Annotated in this window: 22 protein-coding genes; 8 read left to right on the top strand and 14 right to left on the bottom strand. The window is 67.5% G+C overall.

The window, feature by feature from the left end:
* Positions 1-4 precede the first annotated feature (4 nt).
* Complete coding sequence (locus BIZ42_RS09810; RefSeq protein WP_156785722.1) at positions 5-592, bottom strand: hypothetical protein; 588 nt, start codon at positions 590-592, stop codon at positions 5-7.
* Positions 592-2859: a TonB-dependent receptor gene (locus BIZ42_RS09805; RefSeq protein ID WP_019184102.1), complete on the bottom strand. Its 2268-nt coding sequence runs from the start codon at positions 2857-2859 to the stop codon at positions 592-594. Before BIZ42_RS09805 ends, BIZ42_RS09810 begins: the two co-directional genes overlap by 1 nt.
* A gap of 240 nt (positions 2860-3099) precedes the next feature.
* On the opposite strand from BIZ42_RS09805, the gene BIZ42_RS09800 reads away from it, so the two are divergent.
* Positions 3100-4098: a patatin-like phospholipase family protein gene (locus BIZ42_RS09800; protein ID WP_019184101.1), complete on the top strand. Its 999-nt coding sequence runs from the start codon at positions 3100-3102 to the stop codon at positions 4096-4098.
* A gap of 126 nt (positions 4099-4224) precedes the next feature.
* Here BIZ42_RS09800 and BIZ42_RS09795 read toward each other — a convergent pair whose 3' ends face one another.
* A complete protein-coding gene (locus BIZ42_RS09795; protein WP_070426319.1) occupies positions 4225-4707 on the bottom strand; it encodes an Lrp/AsnC family transcriptional regulator in 483 nt (160 codons plus the stop codon).
* Positions 4708-4834: 127 nt separating this feature from the next.
* On the opposite strand from BIZ42_RS09795, the gene phhA reads away from it, so the two are divergent.
* Both phhA and BIZ42_RS09785 read left to right on the top strand, forming a co-directional pair.
* Complete coding sequence (gene phhA / locus BIZ42_RS09790) at positions 4835-5731, top strand: phenylalanine 4-monooxygenase (RefSeq protein ID WP_070426318.1); 897 nt, start codon at positions 4835-4837, stop codon at positions 5729-5731.
* A gap of 31 nt (positions 5732-5762) precedes the next feature.
* Complete coding sequence (locus BIZ42_RS09785; protein WP_070426317.1) at positions 5763-6413, top strand: DUF4375 domain-containing protein; 651 nt, start codon at positions 5763-5765, stop codon at positions 6411-6413.
* A 79-nt stretch (positions 6414-6492) separates the two neighbouring features.
* On the opposite strand, the gene BIZ42_RS09780 is transcribed toward BIZ42_RS09785, so the two are convergent.
* The 10 genes from BIZ42_RS09780 to BIZ42_RS09735 all read right to left on the bottom strand — a co-directional run bounded on the left by BIZ42_RS09780 (position 6493) and on the right by BIZ42_RS09735 (position 17209).
* Complete coding sequence (locus BIZ42_RS09780; protein ID WP_070426316.1) at positions 6493-7596, bottom strand: GDSL-type esterase/lipase family protein; 1104 nt, start codon at positions 7594-7596, stop codon at positions 6493-6495.
* A 178-nt stretch (positions 7597-7774) separates the two neighbouring features.
* Positions 7775-8530: a 2-dehydro-3-deoxy-D-gluconate 5-dehydrogenase KduD gene (gene kduD, locus BIZ42_RS09775; protein WP_070426315.1), complete on the bottom strand. Its 756-nt coding sequence runs from the start codon at positions 8528-8530 to the stop codon at positions 7775-7777.
* A gap of 66 nt (positions 8531-8596) precedes the next feature.
* A complete protein-coding gene (gene kduI, locus BIZ42_RS09770; protein WP_070426314.1) occupies positions 8597-9445 on the bottom strand; it encodes a 5-dehydro-4-deoxy-D-glucuronate isomerase in 849 nt (282 codons plus the stop codon).
* Positions 9446-9664: 219 nt separating this feature from the next.
* The gene (locus tag BIZ42_RS09765) at positions 9665-10723 is read right to left on the bottom strand and encodes a LacI family DNA-binding transcriptional regulator (protein ID WP_046274231.1); all 1059 of its coding nucleotides are present in this window, start codon (positions 10721-10723) and stop codon (positions 9665-9667) included.
* Between the two features lie 43 nt (positions 10724-10766).
* Positions 10767-12347 carry a family 43 glycosylhydrolase gene (locus tag BIZ42_RS09760; RefSeq protein ID WP_070426313.1) on the bottom strand — a complete coding sequence of 527 codons (1581 nt, stop codon included), beginning with the start codon at positions 12345-12347 and terminating at the stop codon, positions 10767-10769.
* Positions 12348-12385: 38 nt separating this feature from the next.
* Positions 12386-13543, bottom strand: a complete 1158-nt coding sequence (gene pelA, locus BIZ42_RS09755) for a pectate lyase (protein ID WP_070426312.1) — start codon at positions 13541-13543, stop codon at positions 12386-12388.
* Positions 13516-14799 (bottom strand): TRAP transporter large permease, encoded by a 1284-nt coding sequence (locus tag BIZ42_RS09750; protein WP_019184091.1) that lies wholly within the window; start codon positions 14797-14799, stop codon positions 13516-13518. The genes pelA and BIZ42_RS09750 overlap by 28 nt, the downstream gene beginning before the upstream one ends.
* A gap of 3 nt (positions 14800-14802) precedes the next feature.
* On the bottom strand, positions 14803-15333 hold the full coding sequence (locus BIZ42_RS09745) for a TRAP transporter small permease (RefSeq protein WP_019184090.1): 531 nt from the start codon (positions 15331-15333) through the stop codon (positions 14803-14805).
* 12 nt (positions 15334-15345) lie between these two features.
* Positions 15346-16350, bottom strand: coding sequence for a TRAP transporter substrate-binding protein (locus tag BIZ42_RS09740; RefSeq protein WP_026069922.1), 1005 nt, complete (start codon positions 16348-16350; stop codon positions 15346-15348).
* Between the two features lie 37 nt (positions 16351-16387).
* Positions 16388-17209: a 2-keto-4-pentenoate hydratase gene (locus tag BIZ42_RS09735; protein WP_083279831.1), complete on the bottom strand. Its 822-nt coding sequence runs from the start codon at positions 17207-17209 to the stop codon at positions 16388-16390.
* Positions 17210-17360: 151 nt separating this feature from the next.
* Here BIZ42_RS09735 and BIZ42_RS09730 point away from each other — a divergent pair, with 151 nt between their 5' ends.
* The 5 genes from BIZ42_RS09730 (at position 17361) to BIZ42_RS09710 (ending at position 22458) form a co-directional block, all read left to right on the top strand.
* On the top strand, positions 17361-18353 hold the full coding sequence (locus BIZ42_RS09730) for an alpha/beta hydrolase (RefSeq protein WP_070426311.1): 993 nt from the start codon (positions 17361-17363) through the stop codon (positions 18351-18353).
* Entirely contained in the window at positions 18346-19968 is a 1623-nt protein-coding gene (locus BIZ42_RS09725; protein ID WP_070426310.1) for a carboxylesterase/lipase family protein, read from the top strand. The genes BIZ42_RS09730 and BIZ42_RS09725 overlap by 8 nt, the downstream gene beginning before the upstream one ends.
* A gap of 44 nt (positions 19969-20012) precedes the next feature.
* On the top strand, positions 20013-20831 hold the full coding sequence (locus BIZ42_RS09720) for a rhamnogalacturonan acetylesterase (RefSeq protein WP_083279933.1): 819 nt from the start codon (positions 20013-20015) through the stop codon (positions 20829-20831).
* Between the two features lie 116 nt (positions 20832-20947).
* The gene (locus BIZ42_RS09715) at positions 20948-21538 is read left to right on the top strand and encodes a cysteine dioxygenase family protein (protein ID WP_070426308.1); all 591 of its coding nucleotides are present in this window, start codon (positions 20948-20950) and stop codon (positions 21536-21538) included.
* An 80-nt stretch (positions 21539-21618) separates the two neighbouring features.
* Entirely contained in the window at positions 21619-22458 is an 840-nt protein-coding gene (locus BIZ42_RS09710; protein WP_070426307.1) for a PhzF family phenazine biosynthesis protein, read from the top strand.
* A 27-nt stretch (positions 22459-22485) separates the two neighbouring features.
* On the opposite strand, the gene BIZ42_RS09705 is transcribed toward BIZ42_RS09710, so the two are convergent.
* On the bottom strand, positions 22486-26304 hold the full coding sequence (locus BIZ42_RS09705) for a LamG-like jellyroll fold domain-containing protein (protein WP_083279830.1): 3819 nt from the start codon (positions 26302-26304) through the stop codon (positions 22486-22488).
* Positions 26305-26365 lie beyond the last annotated feature (61 nt).

Genomic DNA, 26365 nt, shown 5'->3' with positions numbered 1-26365 from the left:
GACGTTACTGGACGTTGCCGCGGACAGCAGGGAGACCAGGCTTTCGACGCAACGTCCCCATCTTGAGCAGCTCGATCACCAACATCAGCCCCACCGCCATCAGCACGCTGGCGGCCGGGGCCATGGTGAGGCCCTGAAGCGCCGACAACGCAAAGGGCACCGACGGCACTAGAAACATCAGCCGCAACGGTATCTGCGCGTACGCCAGAAGCACGCCATATCGGCTATGGCGCAGCAGCAGTACAGCCGATGCAATCAGGCTTGCCTGCAGCATCCAGCTTGGCACCAGCATCAGCAGGGTGGCGTACCCATGGCTTTGCAGAACGGCCAGCGACCCATGAACATCATCGGCGTAGGGAGTCCGTCCGCGTTGCAGTGCCGACAAGGCGTAGAAAGCGACCTGGACCGCATCCATGGTCGCCCAGAACAGGAACGCCCATCGCCGTGTAGATCGCTTGTAGTCCGTTACGTCCATGCCTTTGATCTTACGTCGAATGCCGCGATTAGACGGCAATGCAACAAAAAACGGCGCGGATTTCTCCGCGCCGTTTTCGTTTCCACAGCGTACCCACCAACGGTGGGTACCTACCATCAGAACTTCGCGGTGAACTCCACGCCGAACGTGCGCGGTTCGTTGAGGAATCCGGTCAGGTTGTTGAAGTCGATCGCGCCGACCACGCGCACCTGGTCGGTCAGGTTGCGGCCGTACACGGCCACGTCGTACTGGCCGTAATCCCAGTTGTAGCCCAGGCGCAGGCCACCTTCCAGCGAAGAGCGGCTGCGGAACTCCGGGGACTCGTACAGGAAGAAGTTCACTTCGCTGCGGTAAGCCCAGTCGGTGTAGACATAGAACTCGCTGGCATCGTTGACCGGGAAGCCGGCGCGCAGGGTCAGGTTGTGGATCCACTTCGGCGCCTGCGGCAGCGGGTTGCCGTTGACCAGTGCGTAGGTGCCGCCATCGATGACCGTGGTCGGGTCGGTGATGGTGCAGCCGCCGCCACAGATCGCCACCGCCAGATCCTTGTCCTTGATCTCGGTGTCGTTGTAGCTGCTGCCCAGGGTCAGCAGGACGTGGTCGGTCAGGTAGGCCTCGAAGTCGAGCTCGGCGCCCTGGCCGATGGTCTTGTCCGCGTTGAGCAGGGTCGCGGTGTTGTTGCTGCCACCCACGGCGATCAGCTGCTGGCCATCGACGTTGTAGCGGAACACGTTGAAGCCCAGGCGTGCGCGGCGGTCGAACAGGTCGGCCTTGATGCCGGCTTCATACGAGATCACCTTCTCCGAATCCGCCTGCGAGACGCCACCGAAGGCCAGACGGCCCTGGATCGACGGCGCGCGGAAGCCCTTCGCCACGCGGGCATAGGCGTTGAGGTTGTCGGTGATCTGGTAGACGCCGCTCAGGTCCCAGCTGACGTCGTTGACGTCGGTCTTGGCGATGTACGGGCCGCTGACCGGCGTACCGAACGGCACGGCCTGCAGCACGCTGGCGCTGAAGTCCTTCTTGTCCTGCGTGTAGCGCACGCCACCGCGCAGCTTGAAGCGCTCGGTCACGTCGAAATCGCCGGAGGCGAAGGCCGCCCAGGCCTTGTTGCGCTGCTGCTGCACGGCGTGGCCGGTCTGCGGATTGCCCGGGGTCAGCGAATCGTAGTTGAAGCTGTCGATGGTGACGTCTTCATCGAAGTAGAAGACGCCGGCCTGCCAGTCGAAGCGGCCCCATTCATTGGATTCCACGCGGAATTCCTGGGTCCACTGGCGGTGGTGCGGCAGGCCATCGGCCGATTCGGAGGCGAACGGGATGTTGCCCGGACCGTAGTTGCCGGCGCCCAGGAAGCTGGCACCGTAACCGCCGTCGATGTCGCCGTGGTTGAGCGATTCGGCGGTCTCGTAACCGGTGATCGAGTGCAGGGTCACGCGGCCCAGGTCCCACTTCAGGCGCGCGCTGCCGCCCCAGGTTTCCAGGTCGGAGAAGTTCTGGCCATCGGTGGAGACTTCATCGCGGTCGAAGTTCTCGACCAACTGGTTGGTGCCCGGCTTGATGATGTTGGCGCGGAACAGGCGCGCGGTGCCGTTGAGCTTGCGCTTGTGCAGGTTGAACAGCGCTTCGACATCATCGCCTTCGTACAGGAACTGCACGCGGGCAGCGGCTTCGTCATACCCCTCGAAGCCCTGCGCCGGGGCGCCCTGGCGGGTGTTGGTGACCCAGTCGTCGCGGCGCTGATACAGCGCGGAGACGCGTGCCGACCAGCGGTCGGTCAGCGGGCCGCCGTAGGCGCCCTGCGTGTTCCAGGTGTTGTAGCTGCCGTAGGCGACCTTGATGTAGCCGTCGGCATCCTGCGAGGGACGCGCCGAATCGAACTTCACCACGCCCGCCGGGGTATTACGGCCGAACAGCGTGCCCTGCGGGCCGCGCAGCACTTCCACACCGGCCAGGTCGAACAGCGGGAAGCCCTTCAGCAGCGGGCTTTCCTGCACCACATCGTCATACACCAGCGAGACCGGCTGCGAGGCATTGAGGTCGAAATCGGTGTTGCCCAGGCCGCGGATGTAGAAACGCGGGAAGGCACGGCCGTAGGACGATTCGATGTTCAGGCTGGGCACACGCGCCGACAGGAAGCGGATGTCATCGCCGGCCGAACCGAGCACGTCGAGCTTTTCACCCTGGATGGCCGAGATCGAGACCGGCACGTCCTTGGCGTTTTCGACGCGGCGTTGCGCCGTGACCTGCAGCGTATCGAGGGCGACCGGATCCTTGGTGGCGGGGGCGTCCTGGGCTGCGGCCGTCAAAGGCAGCAGGGCGGCAAGCGCGACAACGAGCGGGTGCACGGACGGGAAACGGCCGTGGGCAGTGCGGTTCGGGAACATGGCGTTTAGGCTGTGTTGGGAGGGGTGGTGGACCGGCGCTACCAGACAATTGTTGCAGTACAGCAACAGAGCCGCAAACAACGGCTATTCATTACCTGCTCCCGAGCCTGCGCGTTGTGACGGCGATCGCGTCCCGACATCCCCGGTCATCGCCTGAATGCCCTGCCCTGCCGCCCTGCCGGGTCCGCCGGCGCTTCGGTATGCTGGCGGCCCTCGATGCCCATTCACGTTGCCACGCCGATGACCTCACTGCGCCGTACCCGCCTGACGCTGTCCGTTGCCCTGCTCGGCCTGCTGGCCGGTTGCGGCGGTGATCCCGTGCGCCCCACCCCGCCGCCGGCGGCCGTGCCGGTAACCCCGGCCAAGCCGGTCAAGATCGGCATCGCGCTTGGCGGCGGCGCGGCCAAGGGCTTCGCCCATATCGGGGTGATCAAGATGCTGGAGGCCAACGGCTTCGAACCGGTGGTGGTCTCCGGCACCAGCGCCGGCAGCGTGGTCGGCGCGCTGTATGCCAGCGGCATGGACGCGTTCCAGATGCAGTCCAAGGCGGTGGCCCTGGATGAAGCCAGCATCCGCGACGTGCGCCTGTTCTCCGGTGGCCTGGTCCAGGGCCAGAAGCTGCAGGACTACGTTAACGCCCAGGTCGACAACCGCCCCGCCGAGAAGCTGAGCAAGCCGTTCGCCGCGGTCGCCACCCAGTTGGAAACAGGCGAGCGCACCGTGTTCGTGCGTGGCAATGTCGGCCAGGCCGTGCGCGCCTCCAGCAGCATCCCCGGCGTGTTCGAGCCGGTGAAGATCGGCAAGTACAACTACATCGACGGCGGCGTGGTCAGCCCGGTGCCGGTCGATGCGGCGCGCCAGCTCGGCGCGGACATCGTGATCGCCGTGGACATCTCCAGCAAGGCCAGCGGCAAGGCGCCGACCGGCATGCTCGGCATCGTCAACCAGTCGATCTCGATCATGGGCCAGCGCCTGGGCGAGCAGGAACTGGCACGCGCGGACGTGATCATCCGGCCCAAGGTGCTGGACATCGGCGCGGCCGACTTCGGCCAGCGCAACAATGCGATCCTGGAAGGCGAGAAGGCCGCGATGGCGGCGATGCCGCAGATCCGCGCCAAGGTGCAGCAGCTGCAGAAGGCGCGTGCCGCGGCGCTGGCCCCGCCGCCGGCCACGCCCAAGTGCGATGCGCCTTCGCGCGTGGGCCGGCTGATGGGGCGCAAGGAAAAGTGCGAGGGCTGAAATCCCGCCACCGGTAGAGCCGACCGTTGGTCGGCTGCCGTTCGAGCGACGTTGCCGCGGACGCCATGGGGTTGGAGCAGCAGACCAACGGTCGGCTCTACCTTGCGATCGCGAGGGCGATCGGCGTCATTCCAGCTGCGACAACGGCAGCGCGCAGAATTCCTTGACCGTGCGCAGCACGAAGCTGGAATTGACGTCGGCCACGCCGGCGGCATTGAGCAGTTTGTCGAGCAGGAAGCTGGAGAAGTGCTCCAGGTCGCGCACGTAGATGTGCAGCAGGTAGTCCATGTCGCCGGTGAGCGCGTGGCAGGCCACCACCTCATCCCATTCCACGACGCTGTCGGCGAACACGCCGATGGCGTGCTGGTCGTGTTTCTCCAGCTGCACGCGGACGAAGGCCTGCAGGCCCAGGCCGATCTGACGCGGCTCAAGGCGGGCGCCATACCCGGCGATCACGCCCTCGCTTTCCAGCCGCTGGACCCGCCGCAGGCAGGCCGATGGAGACAGGTTGACCCGGGCGGCGAGCTCGGCGTTGGTGGCACGCCCGTGTTGCTGGATTTCCGCCAGCAAGCGCAGATCCGTGCGGTCGAACTGGGCATCTCCGGTCATTGCTGCCCCGCAACATGATGTGGACGCAATGATATTGCGCCAACAGGCCATATCCGCGCAACTTTGCAAACCTCTTGCGCGCGCCCTGCCCTAGCATCGACAGATGACTTCCCAGGAGACCACCACGATGGAAACCGCCACCGCCCCCCGCCGCGTCGAACACCAGCAGACCGACAAGGGATACGTGCCGGTCTATACCACTGCCATCGTGGAACAGCCCTGGGACAGCTATACCGCCGACGACCACGCGACCTGGAGCACGCTGTTCCGGCGCCAACGCGAATTGCTGGTCGGCCGCGCCAGCAAGGAGTTCCTGCATGCGCAGGACGAGATGGGCATGAGCGCGCACATGATCCCGCGCTTCGACCAGCTCAATGAGGTGCTCGGCGCGGCGACCGGCTGGACCTTGGTGGGTGTGGAGGGGCTGCTGCCGGAACTGGATTTCTTCGACCATCTGGCCAACCGCCGCTTCCCGGTGACGTGGTGGATCCGCCGCCCGGACCAGATCGACTACATCGCCGAACCGGACATGTTCCATGACCTGTTCGGGCACGTGCCGCTGCTGATGAACCCGGTGTTCGCCGATTACATGGCCGCGTACGGCCGCGGCGGCGTCAAGGCGCATGCGATCGGCCCGGAGGCGCTGCAGCACCTCACCCGCCTGTACTGGTACACGGTGGAATTCGGGCTGATCAACACCGATGAGGGCCTGCGCATCTACGGCGCCGGCATCGTGTCGTCCAAGGGCGAATCGCTGTACTCGCTGGAGTCGGCCGCACCGAACCGGATCGGTTTCGATCTGGAGCGGATCATGCGCACCCGCTACCGGATCGACACCTTCCAGAAGACCTACTTCGTCATCGACAGCTTCGAGCAGTTGATGCAGGCCACCGCGCCGGACTTCACCCCGATCTATGCCGCCTTGGAGGCCAAGGAACACCTGCCGGCCGGTGAGGTGCAGGACGGCGACCGCGTATTCCAGAAGGGTACGGGCGAAGGCTGGGAAGACGGCGGCGACGTGTGAGCGCGCTGGCCGGTCCGGTATCCTGACCCGCATGACCGATGTTTTCGCTTCCCTGCGCGTGGCCACCGTCGATTTCGACGACGACTTCGTCCTGCTGGCCCTCGCCGATGGCAGGCGCACCCGGCAACCCTTACGTTGGGCACCTGCGCTGCACGAGGCCGATGCCCTGCAGCGCGCGCAGTGGGTGCTCACGCCCGATGGGCTGGGCGTGAACTGGCCGGCACTGCTTCCCGCGCGCAAGAAGGGCGTGGTCGATGTGCCGAACCAGGTGTGGGACGACCGCTACGAGGCGGCCCTGGCGCGGCTGAAATCGGCCGAATGGTCGCTGGATGCGCTGTCCGATGAGGACCAGCAGCTGGTCGCGCTGTGGCGCATGGAGGCGGACATCAACAACGGGGGCTTCATGCAGTTCCTGTGCAACTGGGGCGACCCGACCTGCCAGCTGGCGCTGCGCGCGCTGCAGGCAATGGGTGCGGTGCAGACCCACGCGATCCTGGCAGGAATGCGTGGCTTGCTGGACCGGCTGGAGGACGACCCGGAAATCAAGGAACTGACCGACCTGTACGGCGCGATGACCGATGAGGAGCAGGCCGCCCTGCACGCCTTCGACGAAGCCTATTTCGAGCGCCCGGAAGACCTGGCGCGGCTGGGGCTGCAGCACTTCGGCCCGGAGCCCTTGTAGGGCCAGGCCGAGCGTAGGCCCGGCGCTACAGCGCAACGCAGCCCGTGTAGAGCCGAGCCCGTGCTCGGCTGGGTTTCGATCACCGCGGGTACGCCAGCAGCACCACCAGATCCTCCTCGCCCACCTGCTGCAGCGCATGCGAGCTGCCGGTCCGCGTCAGCAGCGCATCCCCCGCCGCCACGTCGTACTGCTTGCCATCCAGCACGTAGCTGCCCTGCCCGCTGACGATGTAGTAGATCTCGTCCTTGTGCTGCGGGTGCAGGCCGATGCCCGCGCCCTTGTGCAGCACGCGCTTGCGCAGCACGAACGGGAGGTCCGTGTCCTCGGCGAAAAACGGATACGCCGTGGTCGGCCCCGCCCCGCCGTGCGGCCCCGGCTGGGTCACGGCGATATCGCGTTCGTGCACGACACGCGAGGGCTTCGCCGCATCACCGCCCTGCCCTGCACTGCGCACCTCGCAGTCGATATCGCGCTTCAGCGCCGAGGTGAGTTCCGGCTGCAACGCCACCCAGTCACGCATCACCAGGCACGCCACCGCCGTCGCACCGGCCACGCTGAAGTGCGTGCCGTCGGCCTTGTTCTGCTCGGGCACGAACATGAAGTACGGTTTGGCACCCTGCTCGCCCAGCCCGCGGATCCAGCGCGTGGAGCTGTCGTTGAGATCGATCAGCGCGACCTGCTCGCGTGTCGCCAGCGCTTTCACGGCTTGGGTGTACACACCGTGCGTGTCCAGCAGCGAGCCGAAGTCGTACAGCAGCCGCGCCACCGGGGTGATCAGCACCGGCGTGGCGCCCTTGTCGCGCGCCAGCTGCACGTAGCGCTTCAGGAACTGCGGGTAGGCAACGGCAGGATCGGTATAGCGCGTGGGGTCTTCGAACTTGGCGTCGTTGTGTCCGAACTGGATCAGCAGCACGTCGCCACGTTGGAGCTCGGCGGCGATCGCATCCAGGCGCTTCTCATCGATGAAGCTGCGCGTGCTGCGGCCGCCCTTGGCATGGTTGCGGACCTCCCACACGGCGGGATCGAGATAGCTCTGCAACGCCTGGCCCCAGCCGGCCTGTGGCGCGCGCTCCGGGCCGTACTCGGCGGCGGTGGAATCCCCGGCAATGAAGATGCGGTGCGGGGCGCACAGCGCGCTGGGGGCCGCGAGCAGGAACGACAGGGACAACAGCAAACGCAGCATGGTCATGCTCCTGGATGGAGAGCTGCCGGCCAGCGGCCGGCACTACCGGCGTGCATCTGGTGGAAAGCCCCCTGAGTCAGGGGGCGACCGCGAAGCGGTGGGGGTCTGGATGCAACGATTGCTCGGGGCCCACGATCTGCAGCGCAGATCGTGGGAGCGCCAGCGCATAGCGATGGTGTTACCGGGCGAGCCAACCACCATCAACCGGCAGCACTGCGCCGTTGACGTAGTCCGAAGCGCTGGAGGCCAGGAACACGGCGGTGCCGCCGAGGTCTTCCGGGGTGCCCCAGCGTGCGGCCGGGATGCGGTCGAGGATGGACTTGTTGCGGTCCTCATCGGCGCGCAGTGCGGCGGTGTTGTCCGTGGCCATGTAGCCCGGGGCGATCGCGTTGACGTTGATGCCCTTGCTGGCCCACTCGTTGGCGAGCAGGCGGGTGATGCCGGCGATGCCGCTCTTGCTGGCGGTGTACGACGGTACGCGGATACCGCCCTGGAAGGACAGCATCGAGGCGATGTTGATGATCTTGCCGCGGCCCTGGGCGATGAAATGCTTGCCGGCGGCCTGCGAGATGAAGAACGCGGACTTGATGTTGACGTTCATCACGTCATCCCAATCCTGCTCGCTGAACTCCACCGCGTCGGCGCGGCGGATCAGGCCGGCGTTGTTGACCAGGATGTCCAGGCCGCCCAGGCCTTCGATGGTTTCGCGGATGACACGCTCGACCGGCTCGATGCTGATCAGGTTCGCTTCGATCGCCAGGCAGCGACGGCCCAGCGCGGTGATCTTTTCGATGGTCTCGGTGGGCGGCGCGATGCCGGCCACGGCGACGTCGGCACCGGCCTGCGCCAATGCGACCGCGATGCCCTGGCCCAGGCCGGTGTTGCCACCGGTGACGAGGGCGACCTTGCCTTCCAGACTGAACGGATTAGCCATTGCGTATGTAGTCCTTGTCCAATGCGTAACAGACGCCGCCGGCGCGATGCCGGCGGCGCGTCGGGGTTACTTCAGCTGGCAGATGTCCAGCACGTGCATGTCGGTGTAATCCAGGTTCTCGCCACCCATCGCCCAGATGAAGGCGTAGTTGCTGGTGCCTGCGCCCATGTGGATCGACCACGGCGGCGAGACGACGGCTTCGTTGTTCTGGATGACGATGTGGCGCTGCGCGTCCGGCTCGCCCATGAAGTGGTACACGCGGTCGTTCTGGCCCAGGTCGAAGTAGAAATAGACTTCGCTGCGGCGGTCATGCAGGTGCGGCGGCATCGTGTTCCAGACGCTGCCCGGCTTGAGCACGGTCAGGCCCAGCAGCAGCTGCGAGGACTGGCAGGTGGCCGGCACGATGTACTGGTAGATGGTGCGTTCGTTGCTGGTTTCCAGCGCGCCACGGTCCAGTGCCACGGCGTCCTTGATCGACAGCGCCTTGGTCTCGAAGCGCGCATGCGCCGGGGTCGAGGCCAGGTAGAACTGCGCCGGGTTGGCCGCGTCATCGGAAGCGAACACCACCTCCGTGCTGCCCATGGCCACGTACAGGCCATCCTTCGGACCCAGCGTGAACACGGTGCCGTCCACGGTGACGGTGCCGCTGCCGGCGCCGACGTTGATCACGCCCAGCTCGCGGCGCTCCAGGAACGCGTGGCCGGCAGCCGAGGCCGGCTCGGTCTGCTTGGGCAGCGAGACCGGGCCGTTGACCGGGGCCGCACCGCCGAGCACGAAGCGCTCGTAATGGGTGTACTTCAGGGTCACCGCATCGGCGTTGAACAGACCGTCGAGCAGATACAGCTCGCGCAGGTCGTCATTGCTGGCGCCCTTGATGGCGTCGGGATGGGTGGCGTAGTGGGTCTTGCAGTACATGGCGTCTCCAGAGCAGGGGTGGGGCGATGCGTCGGCCCCGGCGCGATTTCAAGTGATTGTAGCGATTTGGTAAACCGGTGTCATTTTGCAGCGCACGATGGACCGGGGCGGGCCCGGCGTGGTGTCCATGTCAGAAAAGCCGTGCGATCGGCAACGGAGTGCACGGGCGCGTGGCGACGCGTTCATCATGAACGCGCGTCGTTGCCATCGCGGCGCGCGTCAATCCTCGGGCGGCTGGCAGGAGTCGCGCACGATCAGGTGCGGGCGCACGCTGGCGTGCTGCATCACCGCCTGGCCATCGGGCTGGATCAGCATGGCCGCGGCGGTTCGGCCGGTGTCGCGCGTGTGGCGGCGCACCGAGGTCAGCGACGGCCACAGGCGCGACGCCAGCGGGCTGTCGTCGTAGCCGATGATCGAGAGCTGGCGCGGAATGTTGATGCCCGCGCGCAGGGCGACCTTGTAGATACCGGCAGCCATTTCATCGTTGCCGGTGAAGATGGCGGTCGGGCGCTGCTTGCCCAGCAGCAGCTTTTCGGCCGCGGCCACGCCGGATTCGAAGGTATAGCCGGCCTCGACGATGCGAGCGGGGGGCAGCTCGATGCCGCGCTTGGCCAGCGCATCGATGAAGCCGGCAGTGCGTTCGTGCGCCGAGCGGTACGCGCTCGGGCCGGTCACCAGGGCGATGTCGCGGTGGCCCAGGGAAAGCAGGTAATCGGCAGCTTCGGCCGCGCCGTCGCGATCGTGGGTGACCACCATCTGCGAGGTGTCATCCAGCGGCAGCGAGGCGATCCGGGTGAAGCGGCAGCCGATCTCATCGAGCATGTCCACCAGCGCCTGGTCTTCGGAGGCACGCGGCACCAGGATCACGCCGTGCAGCTTCTGCTGCTGCACGAAGCGGCGCACCCCCTCGATGTAGCCGGGGCTGCGCGAATCGCAGGGGTGCACGACCAGTTCGAAACTGGAGCCGCGCAGCGCGTCCAGCGCGCCGTACTGCATGTCCACGATGTACTGCGCGGTCGGGTTGTCGTACACCATGCCGATCAGGAACGAGCGCCGGAACGCCAGCCCCCGGGCCAGCGGGTCCGGCGTGTAACCGACCTCGCGCATCAGCGCTTCGACCTTCTCGCGCGTGTCCTTGCGCACCAGCGGCGAGTTGTTGATGATCCGCGAAACGGTCTTCTTCGATACCCCGGACAGACGCGCGATGTCGTTGATCGTGGCGGCCTTGCCTTTGGTCAATCCGTGCGGCGACGGATCGGTTTTGCTGCGCAATGACATGTCGTTCAAACCGGGGATGAGTCAGGGGATTCTAGCGGGGAGCTCAATCAAGGGCGCGGTAGCGGAAGTTCCGGAACTGGACCTTGCCGTCACCGGCAGCATAGATCGCCGGCTTCAGGGCCAGGAACTTGCCCGCCACATTGTGATGGTAGCCGGAGACTTCCATCTGAACCGGGTACTTCTGCCAGGTTTTGCCATCGGTGCTGGAGTGGATGGTCACGATGTGGCGGTTGTTGGTCACCCGCAGCCACAGCGTGCCACCGGTGGCGCTGGGGGCCAGCCGGGTGGGGCGCTCCTCGCCGTAGCGGTGCATGATGAACTTCTCGCCGTTGCTGCCCACGCCCACGTACAGGCGGTCGCTGTAGAAGAGCAGGGCACCGCCCACCGCGCCCGGGGCAATCTCCATCTCGACCTCGAACTGGTAGGCCTTGTCGCCGGCGATGGCGGTCAGCGGCGAGCTGTCGCGCGGGGTGCTGCCCTTGCCCTGCAGCACCATGCCCTTGCCGGTGAAGCCCAGGCGCTTGTACTCGTCCTGGGCCGGGTTGAAGAACGACCACTGTGCGCCGAGGGTCTTGCCGCGGAAGTCATCGGACAACGCCATGCCGTGCTGGCCGACCGATGTGCCCGAAGGCATGGCCAGCGGCTGGCCGAGGTCGCCGCCCTTGGCCACGAACCAGCCATCGGCGGTCCATTCGATCGGCTCCAGCAGGGCCTGGCGGCCCAGCGTCCAGTACCCGTTCTCGTAGCCGTGATACATCATCCACCAGCGCCCGTCGGTGCCTTCGATCACCGTGGCGTGGCCGCGCGACCACCACGGCTCGGCGGCCGACTGGGTGCGCATGATCGGGTTGTTCGGTGCGTTCACCCACGGGCCGTGGATCGAGCGCGAGCGCGCGGTGATCACCATGTGCCCGGTGGGCGGGCCGGCGGTGCCGCCCACGGCGGTGGTCATGTAGTACCAGCCATCGCGGAAATTGATCTTCGGGCCTTCCTGCGCATAGGCCTCCACGTCCCAGCTTTCCGGGTATTTCCAGCCGTCGTAGACGTGCTTGGGCGTGCCGACCACGCTCAGGCCGTCGTCGGCCAGCTGCACATAGTCGCCGCCGCTGAGGAACAGGTAGCGCTTGCCGTCTTCGCCTACTGCATGGCCGGGATCGATGTAGCTGCCCAGGCCGATGTCGATCGGCTCGCTCCACGGACCCTTGATGCTGTCGGCCCAGACCACGAAGTTGCTGCGGGTCTCCCCGGTGCGGGCGGGGAAGTAGATGTAGTAGCGGCTGCCGTGCTTGACGATGTCCGGGGCCCAGATCGCCCCCACGTTCCTGGTGATCGCATGGCCCAGCGGCTGCCAGTTGACCAGGTCGCGCGAGTGCCAGATCGGCAGGCCGGGGTAGGCATCGAACGAGGACAGGGTGAGGTAATAGTCGTCGCCATCCTTGAGCACGGACGGGTCCGGACGGTCGCCGGCGAACACCGGGTTGAGGAAGGTACCGTTGCCCAGGTCGGCCTGGCGCTGGTTCTCGATCCCGCGCTTCCAGGCGGTGGCCGGCTCGGCGGCGTGTCCGGCGCCGGCCAGCAGCAGGCAGGCGGTGGCGAAGCTCGCCAGGGTCTTCCTCAAGTGCATCGTCTCTCTCCCTTGAACGTATCGTGGGCCGGCCGCGCTCAGCGCGCCCCGGGCCCGGCAGGACGCTGTTGCCAGCGTGGGTACTCGGTGGTGATCAGGGCCTGCGGCCAGGTGCCGTACCAGTGGTAGCCGGTGCGGCGCTCGCGCGGAATCTGATCGAAGGTGGCCACGCGTTCGCCCTCCCGGTTGGCCAGCACCACCGAACTGTCGCGCAGGTCATGGAAGCGCCCCCACAGCAGTGGGGCATCCGTATCGGCGACCAGGCGGCGATCCACCGTGGTGCGATGGAACTGGAACTGTTCCGGCGTGGTCTGGAAGGTCTCCAGCCGCCAGCCGGTCAGCGCGTGCGCCTGGAACCACGCCATGGCGGCGTTGACCGAGGCGACCACCTCCGGCGATGGATCCGGGATCGACATCAGGTAGCGGACCACGCCGACACTCTCGTCGGTGACCAGCGCCGGCAGTTCGAACTTCCGGCCCTGCGCGGGCTGCAGGGTGGTGCGGTCGTACTGACCGGCCCAGATCGTCGGCACGCCGTCCTGGCGCACCTGCAGGCGCAGCAGGCAGGCATCGCCGGCGGTCACGGCCGCGTCCACGCGGGCACGCTGATCGGCCGTGATGAAGCCGAACACCGGCTCGCGCTGCACCCGCCGCAGCGTGGTCAGCACACCGCTGGTGACATCGTCGGCGAAGGTGATATGGCCATGGTAGGAGGTGCGCGACGGCACCGAGTGCGGCCAGCCGCCACACGTTGGAATCTGCTCGGCGAGGATGAAGTCCAGGCCGCGCACGGCCGCATCGCGATAGCGGGCCTCCCCGCTGCGCGCGAAGGCCTCGGCCAGGTAGCTGACCTGGGTGTAGATGTTGCGGTTGTCGAAGCTGCCGCCGGGCGTGGCCTGGTCGGCCGATACCTGGGCCCTGGCGGCCTCGTCGAGGATCCGCTGGGGATCCTGGTTGACCGCCCAGCCACCACCGCGCCGCTGCAGCGCGACCAGGTTGTCGGCGATCTGCCGGTACTGATCGGGCCGATAGCGCGGGTAATCCGTGCCGTGGCCGCTCTGCCAATGGTTGATGCCGTCCTGGAAGCCGCGCAGCGCGATGTCCTGGCCCTGCGCCATGGCGGCGCAGGGCAGGGCGACCCACAGCAGGGCAGCCAGCCGCCGCACGCTTACGCGCGCAGCAGGGCGGGCAGCCACAGCGACATTTCCGGGAAGAAGGTGACGATCAGCAGCACACCGAGGGCAGCGAACCAGAACGGCCAGATCGAGCGCATGCTCTCACCCACGCTGATCTTGCCGATCGCGGTCCCGATGAACAGCACCGAGCCCACCGGCGGCGTCACCAGGCCCAGGCCACCGGTCAGCACCAGCACCAGGCCGAAGTGGATCGGATCGATGCCGTAGGCCTTGGCCACCGGCAGGAAGATCGGCGTGCAGATCAGGATCATCGGCGCCAGGTCCATGAAGGTGCCCAGCAGCAACAGCATGATCACGATCATCAACAGCACCATGAACTGGCTGTGCGCGAACGACTGGAGGAAATTGACCGCCGCCGACGGCACTTCCAGATAGGCCAGCAGCCAGCCGAACACCGCCGCGGTCGCGATCACGAACAGGATCACGCCGGTACTGCGCGCGGCGTGGGTGACCGTGCCGAGGAACTCGCGCCAGTCCAGCTGGCGATACAGCACCGTGGTCACCAGCAGGGCGTAGACCACGGCGATCGCCGCGCTCTCCACCGCGGTGAAGATGCCGGCGCGGATACCGATGAAGATCAGCGCGACCAGGCCCAGGCCGGGCAGGGCCGAGACCAGCCGCAGCAGCACCGCGCGCCAGCCGGGGAAGATCTCCACGCCATAGCCGCGACGACGCGCGACCACGTAGCCGGTGATCATCAGGGCGACGGTCATCAGCAGCGCCGGCACGATGCCGGCCGCGAACAGATCGGCGATCGACAGGCCACCCCCGGCCGCGGCCGAGAACAGGATCAGGTTGTGCGAGGGCGGCACCAGCAGCGCGACCAGCGCGGCGGTGATGCTGACGTTGACCGCGAAGTCACGGTCATAGCCGCGCTTGACCATCTGCGGAATCATCGTGCCGCCGACCGCCGAGACATCGGCGATGGCCGAACCGGATACACCGCCGAAGAACAGCGAGGACAGGATCGAGACCTGGCCCAGGCCGCCGCGCATGCGCCCGACCAGCGAAGACGCCAGCGAGATCAGGCGCTCGGAGATGCCGCCGCGCATCATGATTTCGCCGGCGAAGATGAACAGCGGAATGGCGATCAGCGAGGCCGAACCGGTACCGGCCGAGATCTGCTGGACCAGCACCAGCGTCGGCAGATCCAGGTACCACAGGGTGGCCAGGGCGGCAGCGGCAAGCGCGAACGCGACCGGCACACCGAGCAGCAACAGCACCGCGAACACGGTGAAAAGAATGGTGATACCCATGACTCAGCGATCTCCCTCGGCAACGGCATCGGCCGGCCGTACAGCCAGCGCCATCTGGTTCACGGCGAAGATCGCCATCAAGGCGCCACCGATCGACAGGGGCAGGTAGTTGATGCTCTGCGGCAGGTTGGCGCCGGCGGCCTTGATGTCCAGGCCGTCCATCAGCAGCACGGCCGCCCACCAGGCGATGACCACGCCCAGCACGGCCACCACCAGCGCGGCGAACACATCGACCGCGCGGCGCAGGCCCGGGCCCATGTGGGCGGCGAGCAGGAAGAAGCCGAAGTGGCGGCGGGTATGCACGCCGGTGGCCGCGCCCAGGCTCATCGCGGTGGCGAGCAGCAGCAGCGTGACCGGCTCGGTCCAGCTGGGCGAATCATTGATCACATAGCGGGCGAACACCTGCCAGCCCTGCACCACCACCAGGCCCAGCAGGGCGATGACGGCAATGTAGATCGCCACATCGGCGATGACGTTGAGCAGGCGCTGCGGCGCGGTGGGGGTGATGACGGTTTCGGAAGTCGAGTCGGACATCGCGTCGGGGCCTCAGGCGAAGTCGCGGATGCGACGGGTGAGGGCGGCCAGCTCCGGCTGCTGCAGGTATCGCTGCAGCAGCGGGTCGGCGGCCTTGCGGAAGGCCGGCATGTCGACCTCGTTGAACTTGATGCCGAAGTCGGCCACGGCTTGGCGGGCGGTGTTTTCCGAGGCATCCCACTGCTCGCGCATCACCTGCACCGACTCGCGTGCGGTCTCGATCACCAGGGTGCGGTCGGCCGGACTCAGCGCATCGAAGCTCTGGCGCGACATCAGCAGCACGTCCGGCGCGTAGGAATGATCGCTCTGCGACCAGTAGTGCGCGGCCTCGAAGTGGCGGCTGGAGTGGAAGCTGCGCATGTTGTTTTCCGCACCGTCGATCATGTGCGTTTCCATGCCCGAGAAGGTATCGCCCAGCGACATCGGGGTGGGGTTGGCACCGAGCAGGCGCATCAGCTGGATGAAGATGTCCGAAGACGCCACGCGCAGCTTCAGGCCATGCAGGTCCTTGGGTTCCACGATCGGATGCTTGGTGTTGTAGAAGCAGCGCGCGCCGGAGTCGTAGATGGCCAGGCCGACCAGATCGCGGGTTTCAAAGCCCTGCAGGACCGTATCGGCAACGCCACCATCGAGGGCGCGGCGCATGTGCGCCACCGACTCGAACACGTACGGCAGGCACAGGCCCTGGGTCAGCGGAAATGCGTTGTTGAGCGCGCCGGAGTAGACGCGGGTGATGTCGATGGCGCCGAAGCGGGCCATGTCGATCGCCTCGGACTCGCGGCCGAGCTGGCCGGAGTGGTACTGGCGCAGGCGCAGCCGGCCGCCGGTTTTTTCTTCCAGCGTCTTCCCGATCCATTTCACCGCCGTGACGGTGGGGTAGTCGGCGACGTGGACGTCGGTGGCGGTCAGCAACTGCGCACCAGCCGGTGCGGCGTTGGACGACCGCGAACAAGCCGTCAGCGCGGGCGCGGCAAGCGCGCCCAGACTGGTGGCCAGGAAACTTCTGCGAGTGAACATCTGCGCCCTCCCAAGCGTGCTCGCCATGTCCGCGCGGTTACCCGGCGGCGATGGCCTTGCAGGTAATGTCGCCGTAGCCGACGAAACGGATCAATGCTTGCTGGCCCACGGCGATGTCGTGGATGCCGGTAGCGTTGCCACTGGCGATCAGGTCGCCGGCCTTCAACGGCCGCCCACGCTGCGCCGAGCGGCCCAGGGCGAAGGCATAGGCGGTACGCAGGCCACCGGGCAGCAGGGTCGCGCCACCGGTGCCGACCACCTCGCCCTCGATGCGGGTTTCCGCACGCAGGTCGGCATCGTCCAGGCGGGTCCAGTCCGGGATTTCCGGGCCAAGCACCAGGCCATTGTTGTTGCCGAAGTCCGACACCACCACGCGCGGGCCGAGCTTGTTGATGGTCGCCAGCGGGCTGCTGGCCACTTCAACGCCGATGAAGAGCTTGGCGGCCAGGGCCTCGGCTTCTTCCGGAGTCCACTGCAGCTTGTCCGCCGGGGCGTCTTCCTGCAGCTGGATCACGTACTCGGCCTCGACCGCGCCGAAGCCCCCGACGAACACCGGAATCTCTACTGTTCCACCGGTAGCATTCCAGAGTTGACGCGAGAAGATCGGGCCCAGCAGCCGGTCGTCGCCGGAGACATCGCGGCGCTCGGCAGCGATGTAGCCCACCTTCCAGCCGACCACCTGGTCGTCCCACAGCGCGATGGCCTGGTCCTGTACCTGGTAGGCGGTGACGAGGTCTTCCGGGATGGTGCCCGGGAAATCCGGCAGGGATTGGCCGTGTTGGCGGGCGCTGACGAAGTGCCGGGCGATCTCGCCCAACCCCTGGTCGGGCAGGTCCTGTTTGCCGTGGTCGTTGCTCAAGCGGGTCTCCCGGAAAAATTGTTGCACTGCCAATCGACAGCGGTTGGATGTGCTGTATATGGTAAACCGGTGTCATTGGCAATGTGCAGCGCATCAGAACGGCTGCCGGTCAGGCACGATGCCTGTTCCCCTGCCGGAAGGACGTCCGCCGATGCGCCGCCCCCTAGTGTTGTCATTGTTGCCTTTCCTGCTGCTGGCCTGCGGCCTGGCGCGCGCGGCCGAGCATGCCGTGCCGGACACCGAGCCGGCCGCTGGCGCGGCGGACCGGATCGCGTTGTGGCCAGCGGGCGAGGTGCCGGGCGAAGCCGGCCCGGCCAGCGTGCCCAACGTGGTGGAGCGCAGCCATGATCCCGCCCTGCCGGATCGCTACATCGACAACGTCAGTGCGCCCTACCTGGTGGTGTACCGGCCACCGCGCCCGAACGGCAGCGCGCTGCTGGTGGTGCCCGGCGGCGGCTACCAGCGCATCGTGCTCGACAAGGAAGGCACTGCCCTGGTGCCGGCGTTCGTCGAGCAGGGCGGGGTGACCCTGTTCGTGCTGCGCTACCGGCTGCCCGCCGGCCGCAGTGATCGCGAGGCCGCCCTGGCCGATGCGCAGCGCGCGATGCGGGTGATCCGCGCGGATGCTTCGCGCTGGCAGATCGATCCGCAGCGCGTCGGGGTAATGGGTTTTTCGGCCGGCGGCCACGTCGCGGCACGGCTGAGCAATGGCTTCGATGCACCGGTCTATCCCCATCGCGATGCCATCGATGCGCTCAGCGCACGCCCGGATGTCGCTTTGCTGATCTACCCGGTGATCGACATGGGCGCGCACGCGCATACCGGCTCGCGTACGCGCCTGCTTGGCCCGCACCCCGATGCCGCGCTGCAGGCGCGATTCTCGATGCAGGAGCAGGTCCGCGCCGATACGCCGCCGACCTTCCTGGTGCATGCGCAGGACGACACCGTGGTCTCGGTCGACAACAGCCTGGTGTATTACCAGGCGCTGCGGCGCGCCGGCGTCGCCACCGAAATGCATCTGTTCCCGTTCGGCGGCCACGGCTTCGGCGTGCGCATCCCAGCCGGTTTGACCGCCGCGCAGTGGCCCGAGCTGGCCCTGCGCTGGATCCCCTCGCGCCACACGGAGCCCGCGCGCCATGACTGATAGCCCCGCCGATCTTCAACGGCGTCGTTTCCTGCGCGACAGCGCGCGCTATGCACTGATGCTCGGTGCTACCAGCCTGCCGCTGTTGCCGGCCTTTGCCGGGGTGCCCGGCCCGCGCCACGATGCCGCTCCGCTGGCGCGTGTACGCAGCGGGCGCCTGCGCGGGCAGCTCGAGCAGGGCGTGAATGTGTTCCGCGGCATTCCCTATGGCGCCGATACCGCGCCCCGGCGCTTCCAGCCGGCTGTGCAGGAATCGGCCTGGCGTGGCGTGCGTGATGCACTGGCGTACGGCAATGCCGCGCCGCAGGGCGGTAACGAAGGGCCGGGCAGCGAGGACTGCCTGTTTCTCAACGTGTGGACCCCGGCGCTGCGCGACGGCGGCAGGCGGCCGATCGTGTTCTATATCCATGGCGGTGCCTACAACAACGGCTCGGGCAGCGACCCGCTGTATGACGGCAGCGCGTTGTGCCGGCGTGGCGACGTGGTCGTGGTCACGGTCAACCATCGGCTCAACGTGTTCGGTTACCTGTACCTGGCGCAGTTGGGCGATGCGCGCTTCGCCGATTCGGGCAATGTCGGCCAGCTCGATCTGGTCCAGGCGCTGCAGTGGGTCCGCCAGCACGCGCCGGAGTTCGGTGGCGATGCGGGCAACATCACCGTGGTCGGCCAATCCGGTGGCGGGGCGAAGATCGCCACGCTGATGGCGATGCCGGCCGCGCGCGGCCTGTTCCAGCGCGCGTGGACGATGAGCGGGCAGCAGGTCACCGCTGCCGGCCCGCGTGCGGCCACCCAGCGCGCGCAGATCGCGATGCAGGCCGTGGGGGCGGCCGATGCCGAGGCGCTGCGCACGATGCCGATGGAAGCGCTGATGGCCGCCACCCGTGCACGCGATCCCTCGCGCGTGGAGAACAGCAGCCTGTACGTGGGCCCCGTGCTGGACGGTCGCTCGCTGCCGGTGCATCCGTTCTGGCCGGAGGCGCCGGCACAGTCCGCCGGAATCCCGATGGTGATCGGCAACACCCACGATGAAACCCGCGCGTTCCTCGGCAACGACCCGGCCAACTTCGCCCTCACCTGGGAGACGCTGCCGGCCAAGCTGGAGAAAGAGCAGTACGTGGATCTGCTGCCCTCGGTGGTGATCGCCGAGTACCGCCGCCTGTATCCGCACTACACGCCTTCGGAGGTGTTCTTCGCCGCCACCACCGCCGGTCGTTCATGGCGCGGTGCGGTGGAGGAACTGGAGGCGCGTGCACGCCAGGGCGCACCCACCTGGGCTTATCAACTCGATTGGGGCTCGCCGCTGGACGGCGGCAGGTTCGGTGCGTTCCACACCCTGGATATCCCGCTGGTGTTCGACAACATCGACCGCCCCGGCTCGCGCACCGGTGGCGGCGAGGAGGCTGCACGCGTGGCAGCCACGATGAGCGAGGCCCTGATCGCCTTCGCCCGCCGTGGCGATCCGAATCATGGCGGACTGCCACGCTGGCAGACCTATTCGCTCGCCCGCCGCGAAACGATGCTGTTCGATGCCACCTCGCAGCAGGCCGACGACCCGCGCGGTGGCGAGCGTCGTCTCTATCAGCAGGCCCCCTTCATCCAACGAGGCACATTCTGATGCGGTGTACGTCCTGGCTGCTCGGCAGCGCACTGTTCGCCCTGATGAGCGCGGCGCAGGCCGCCGTGGATCCGGCGGTGATGGACCGCCCGGCACCGACCCCGATCCGCGCCAGCAAGATCGTGCTGGTTGGCGATTCCACCACGGCCGTGCAGGGCGGCTGGGGGCCGGCGTTCTGCGCACGGCACGTGACCTCGTTCCTGACCTGCACCAACCTGGCCCGCGGCGGCCGCAGCACCTACAACTACCGTGCCGAAGGCTCGTGGGCGCTGGCCGGGGCGGAGATGCGCACGCCGGGCTATGCGCAGACCTGGGTACTGATCCAGTTCGGCCACAACGACCAGCCAGGCAAGCCGGGCCGCTCCACCGATCTGCAGCGCGAGTTTCCGGACAATCTGCGCCGCTACGTGCGCGAGGTCCGCGCCGCCGGTGCCCAGCCGGTGCTGCTGACCCCGTTGACCCGCCGCCAGTTCGCCGACGGCGTGCTGATCGATGATCTGGCCCCGTGGGCCGAGGCCGTGCGCACTGTTGCGCGGGAACTGGAGGTGCCGCTGGTCGACCTGCACGCACGCAGCCGCGCGGTGGTGCAGGCGCTGGGGCCGGTAGCCTCGATGCCGCTGGCACAGGCGGCCGCCACGCCTGCGCAGGTGGGTGCGGCGCTGGGCGGTACGACCGTGGGTGCAGCGCCCGTCGCTGGCGCACCCGTCGCGCAGAACAACGCCGCCACCGAGCCCATGGGGCAGGCCAAGGTCGCCTTTGATTACACCCATCTGGGCCCGGATGGCGCGGCGCTGTTCGCCACGCTGGTCACCGAGGAACTCGCCCGTCAGGTTCCCTCGTTGCGGCCGCTGCTGATTCCCTGATCGATAGGCAAGTCCGACTATTTCTTTCGAATGGCGGGGTATGTCGGAGATCGTGGGGCAAACGGATGTGATCCAGGTCAAACACGTTGTTCACCGGGATCGCCTAGACTCGGGGCATGCAAGACCAATGCAACCCGTTTCCGCCGTTCCATGGCCGCGATCGATTGATCGCCGCGGTCGACCATGCGGTGCAGCACGAGCACGCGCACCAGATCGCCGCCACGCTGCGCTCGGCGTTGCGTGAGGCGATCGCCGACAGCCGGATCCAGCTGCCGGCCTGCGTGCATCGCCCCATCCAGGACCACTACGCGCGCCGCGAGCTGTACCGCAGCCCCGTGCACGGCTACAGCATCGTGGCGATGAGCTGGGGGCCGGGGCAGGGCACGCCGCTGCATGACCACAGCGGGCTGTGGTGCGTGGAGGGCGTGTGGCTGGGCCAGCTGGAAATCACCCAGTACCAGCTGCTGGAGCGTGACGGCGAGCGGTTCCGCTTCCGCCCCGAAGCAGCCGTGGTGGGCGACTGTGGCAGCGCCGGCAGCCTGATCCCGCCGCACGAGTACCACACCATCCGCAATACCAGCGATGCGGAGCTGGCGATCTCGGTGCACGTCTACCAGGGCGAGATGACCCGTAGTGCCATCTTCGAACCCGAGGCCGATGGCTGGTACCAGCGCCGCGTGCAGGTGATGGAAACCGACGCGGCCTAGGGCGCGACGGGCGCACCGCTCGACCCGACGCCGCGGTGGCGCGCATCATGCGCGTTCCACCCGGTTACCGACGTTCCGCCATGCCTACGCTGCCGTTCCAACAGGTCAATGTCTTCAGCCGGGATCCCCTGCGCGGCAATCCGCTGGCCGTGGTTCTGGAGGCCCAAGGCATCGACGACGCGCGCATGGCCGCGTTCGCGCACTGGACCAACCTGAGCGAGACCACCTTCCTGCTGCCGCCTACCGATCCGCAGGCGGACTATCGCGTGCGCATCTTCACCACGCTGGAAGAACTCCCGTTCGCCGGGCATCCCACCCTGGGCAGCTGTCATGCCTGGCTGGCCCATGGCGGCATGCCCAAGGGCGAAGAGATCGTGCAGGAGTGCGGCATCGGCCTGGTGCGGATCCGCCGCAGCGAGGCGGGCCTGGCGTTCCTGGCGCCGCCACTGCTGCGGGGCGACGCATTGGCGCCGGACCTGCGTGAACAGGTGCGGCGCGGGCTCGGCGTGGCAACGCAGGACGTGGTGGACGCGCGCTGGGCGGACAACGGTACCGGCTGGCTCGCCCTGCGCCTGCGTGACCGCGCCGCGGTGCTGGCGATCCAGCCGGACTACGCCCAGCTGCAGGGGCTGAAGGTCGGCGTGTTCGGGCCGTGGCAGGCCAGCGATGGCGACGAGGCCCAGTATGAAAGCCGCGCCTTCATTGCCGGTGACGGCGCACCGGAGGACCCGGCCACCGGCAGCCTCAATGCCGGCATCGCGCGCTGGCTGCTGAGCACCGGCGAGGCGCCGGAGCGCTATGTGATCAGCCAGGGCACCGCCATGGGCCGTGCTGGACGGCTGCGGGTAGAGCGCGTGGGCGAAGCACTGTGGATCGGCGGGGACTGCGTGACCTGCATCGAGGGGCAGGTCACGCTGTGATCCGTCGCTGCCATGCATGGCATGGCACTACCGGTCCAGCACCACCAGGTTGTTGCGCTGGGTCACCTCGGCGGCGCCATCGGCCTGCATGACACGCACGCGCAGCCCACGGTGATCCCCCGCCGGCAGCGGCAGGCTGATCGCGGTGGTTTTCGGCACCAGATCGCTCGGCGCGGGCAGGCTGGGAATCTCCACCCGGGCAAGCTCACGGCCCTTGGCATCTTCCAGCACCGCCACGCCCACGCTGGTCGCGACGTGGCCCAGACTGTGCACGGTCACCTGCACCTGGCCGCCCTCCACGCGGACATCGCCCCGCCCGATGCCGAGGTCGGCCCGCTGCTCGACCGGCGTGCCGGCCTGCACCAGCTCGAACTCGAACACCTGGCTCTGCCCCGGCGCGAAGCGCAGCGTGGTCGAGGCACTGCGTTCCAGCGCCAGATCGCGCGTGGTCGCCTTGCCGTCGATCCGGTCATCGCCGTCGCGGTCCACGCCGCTGGTCATCCGCCATTGCCCGGCGGTGACGTTCCAGGTGCTCATCTCCGCGTCCACCGCGCGCGTGCCCAGGTTGTAGGCGATCACCTTGAAGCGGTCCGGCGAAGGCGCGTGCACCAGCAGCGCCACCTGTTCGGCCGCGTCCGGCTGGGCGAAGCGCCAGCTCACGGTGTGGCCGGGCCAGCTCTGGTTGCGCTTGAGCGCGATACCGCCCAACCGCGCGCGCTGCAGGAACTCGCTCGGCGCCTCGACACGGTCGGACCACCAGTGGCCTTCGGTGTTCATGTACTCGCGCTGGGCCTTGGCCTGGATGCCATCAGCGTGCAATGCCTCCAGGTACTTCTTGTCGCCGGTGGCCTGCCACGCCATCAGACTGGAGAAGCCGGTGTTGCCACCGTCGGCATCGCTGATGAAGCGCGGGTTCCACTCGGCACCGCGGCCCAGCGCCTCGACGTAGTTCTCGCCCAGGTTGGACAAGGCACCCGGGCCACCGCGCTCCACGCGGTAGTCCAGCGCCTTGAGGTACTTGTCATCGCCGGTCCAGCGCCATGCCGCCCAGAAGGTATGCATGATGTCGCCGCTGCCCGAGCCGTTGTTGAGCTCGCCGCCGCGGGTCTTGCCGGTCGCCCAGTGGATCTCGTTCGGCAGCGCCCAGCGCCCCTTGTCGTCGGTGTAGGCGTGGGCCAGGTAACCATCGGCCAGCCCGGTGACCAGCTTGCGGCCGGTCGGGTCGGCGTTGTACTGGCCGATCAGGAACGCCGGGTGCAGCACCGGGAAGGAGTACGGTTTCTGCCACTGCCAGTTCGGCTCGCGGTAGACCTTGTTGCCGCCGAACCAGTTGCTGGAGAACAGCAGATGCCCCTGCGGATTGGGCAGGATGATGCGTTCATCGAAGGCCTTCACCGTTTCCATCAGGCGCTCGACGGTGAGCGGATCGCCCCAGTTGAGGTAGAGCATCGCGCTGTTGGTGTTGATGCCTTCCTCGTAGGCATGCAGCTCATCGGTCTCGATGGTGCTCAAGCCATTGCTGAACATGCCATTGCGGTACACCGAATCGGACAGCGCGGTCAGCGAGGCATTGAGCTTGTCCGGCTGCACGCCCATCAGGGCCAGGCCCGGCCACTGCTGGGTGAGATCGGAATCATCGGAAATGCCCCCGCCGAAATCCCCGTACGCAATCTGGCGGTTGTCGATCCACCAGTCGATGAAGCGGCGTACGTACTTGAGGTCTTCGGTCTGGCGGAAGGCCCACAGCGGTACGCCCGTGGGCGCGTCGGGCTGGGTGAACGGCGGTTTGCCCTGGCTGTTGTAGCTGATGTAGTTCCAGTACAGCCGGCCCAGTTCGTGGTCCGGATCGACCCGCAGCAGGTCGCTGAGGTCGGCATAGACGCGCGCATACAGGCGCTGGCGCTTGGAGGTGGTGTGCTCTTCGACCAGGAAGCCCCAGTTGTCGCGTACCTGGTTGAAGCGGTCGGCGATGTGTTCCTTCTTCGCCTCCTCGCGGTCTTTGTAGACCATGCGGATTTCCGCCCCATCCAGCGAGGTCGCGTTGAAGCCGGGCGCGGCAGAGGCGATGGAGATCCACAGGCTGTCGGCGGTCAGGATGCGATCGCGCAGGTCCAGCCACAGGGTGCGCTTCTGGCCCGGCTTGACCGAGACCGACACGTCGATCATGTCGCGCGCCGGCCAGATCGGATCCTTGATGCGGATGTTGAGCGGGATCAGGCCGTCCTGCGTGGCCGGCAGATCCAGCTTGGGCAGATCGATGGCGATGCCATCCAGGCCGTCATGCATGTTCTCCCAGCTGTGTGCCCAGCTGCGGATCAGCGGCTGCGCGGCCGGCGCGTCGCTCACGCCGGAGGGAATCAGCACGTGCACGATCGGCAGCGGCTGCGCGGGCAGCGTGTCGGCCGTGCGCTTGCGCGAGCCGGCGCCCTTGGGCAGCGCCATCACCGTGCTGCGTTCGGCCGCCGGGTAGCGGCCGTCGATGTACTCGCGCAGTGCGGCGATGTTGGTGTAATCCGGCAGCGCCTGGCTGTCGATCAGGTAGCGCTGCTTGACCGTACCCTCCGGCTCGGCGGCATCGCTCACCTGGTAGGCCCAGATTTCCTGGATCGGGGTTTCCTGCGCGGTATTGCGGAAGTGCAGCACGCCGCCGTCCTGGGCTGGAATGCTGTTGACGCTGCGGACCACGCCCTGCGGGCGCTGGAACAGGGTCTGCGCCGGCTGGCCGTCCACGCTGTGGCTGAGCCCGCCAAACGCTGCACCGCGCACTTCGATGCGGTTGACGGTTTCACCGGCCGGCAGGGTCAGGTCGAGCTGCTGGCCACCCTCGACATAGGTGTTCCAGTCCGGCAGCTGGAAGTAATCATCGCGCCCGGCCAGCCGCGAGCGGTTGTAGACGCCCGGCCAGGTGGTCTCGGCGATGCCGTCGGTCGCCTTCCACATCCACTGCTTGTGGTCCTTGGTATCGGCGAACTCGATCTTGCGGATCGTGGTGGTCGGGGCACTCAGTGCCGGCGGCGGCGCTGCGTCCCAGCCGTGGCGATGGCGCCAGGCGCGCATCGGGTCCGGCTCGGCCACGGCCGTGGTCGGGGCAGCATTCCGGGCCAGTGCGGCCATGCCGGCCGGATCGAGCAGGCGGTCGTAGACGCGGATCTCGTCGAAGTCGCTGCCACGCAGGAAGTTGTAACGGCTCTGCACCTGGTAGGGCGCCATCACGCGTCCGGCCAGGCCGAGCTGATCGAGTGCGGCGTCGTAGTCGGCGGTGGTCTCCTGGCGGGCAACCTCTTTGCCGTCCACGTAAAGGCGCACGCCGTGGTTTTCGTCCCAGCCGAAGGCGATGTGCTGCCACTGCTGCGGCGAGGGGTTCTGGTCGAGCTTGAACGACACGCGGGTGCGCGCCAGATTGGCATCGGTGACAAAGGCATCGAAGCCGTGGCCGTTCCAGTCGATGCGCAGCCAGGCCATGTCCCAGCTGCTGTGGTCGGCATAACCAACCCGGAAGATCACGAACGGTGCTTCACCCACCGCGTAGCGCGAACGCCAGAAGAAGCCCAGCGTGCCGCGTTGGGCCTGGATGTTGCCGGGGGCATTCCACGACAGCACGCCGTCATCGGCCCATTCGATCGCACTGCCATGCGCCCCGTCGGGCACCCGCTTCACCTTGTCCACGAAGTTCGGAACCGGGTCGCCCGCGGCGGTATCGGCCTGCAGGCCCTGGTCGGCCGACACGTGGAACAGCAGCTGGGGCGCGGTCTGCGCCCAGGCGGTGCCACTGCCCGCAAGCAGCAGCGCCAGCAGGCTGGCGGACAGGCGGGAGGGGCGGATCGAGGCGGCGACAACGCGATGCATGAGACCTTCCTTTCGACAGCAGAAACAGTACAGCGGAACCAGCAGCGGGGGTCAGCCGCTC

This window comes from Stenotrophomonas sp. LM091 (genome assembly GCF_001806305.1).
GTDB classification, from domain to species: domain Bacteria; phylum Pseudomonadota; class Gammaproteobacteria; order Xanthomonadales; family Xanthomonadaceae; genus Stenotrophomonas; species Stenotrophomonas bentonitica_A.
This window is presented reverse-complemented; position numbering and strand designations above follow the sequence as displayed.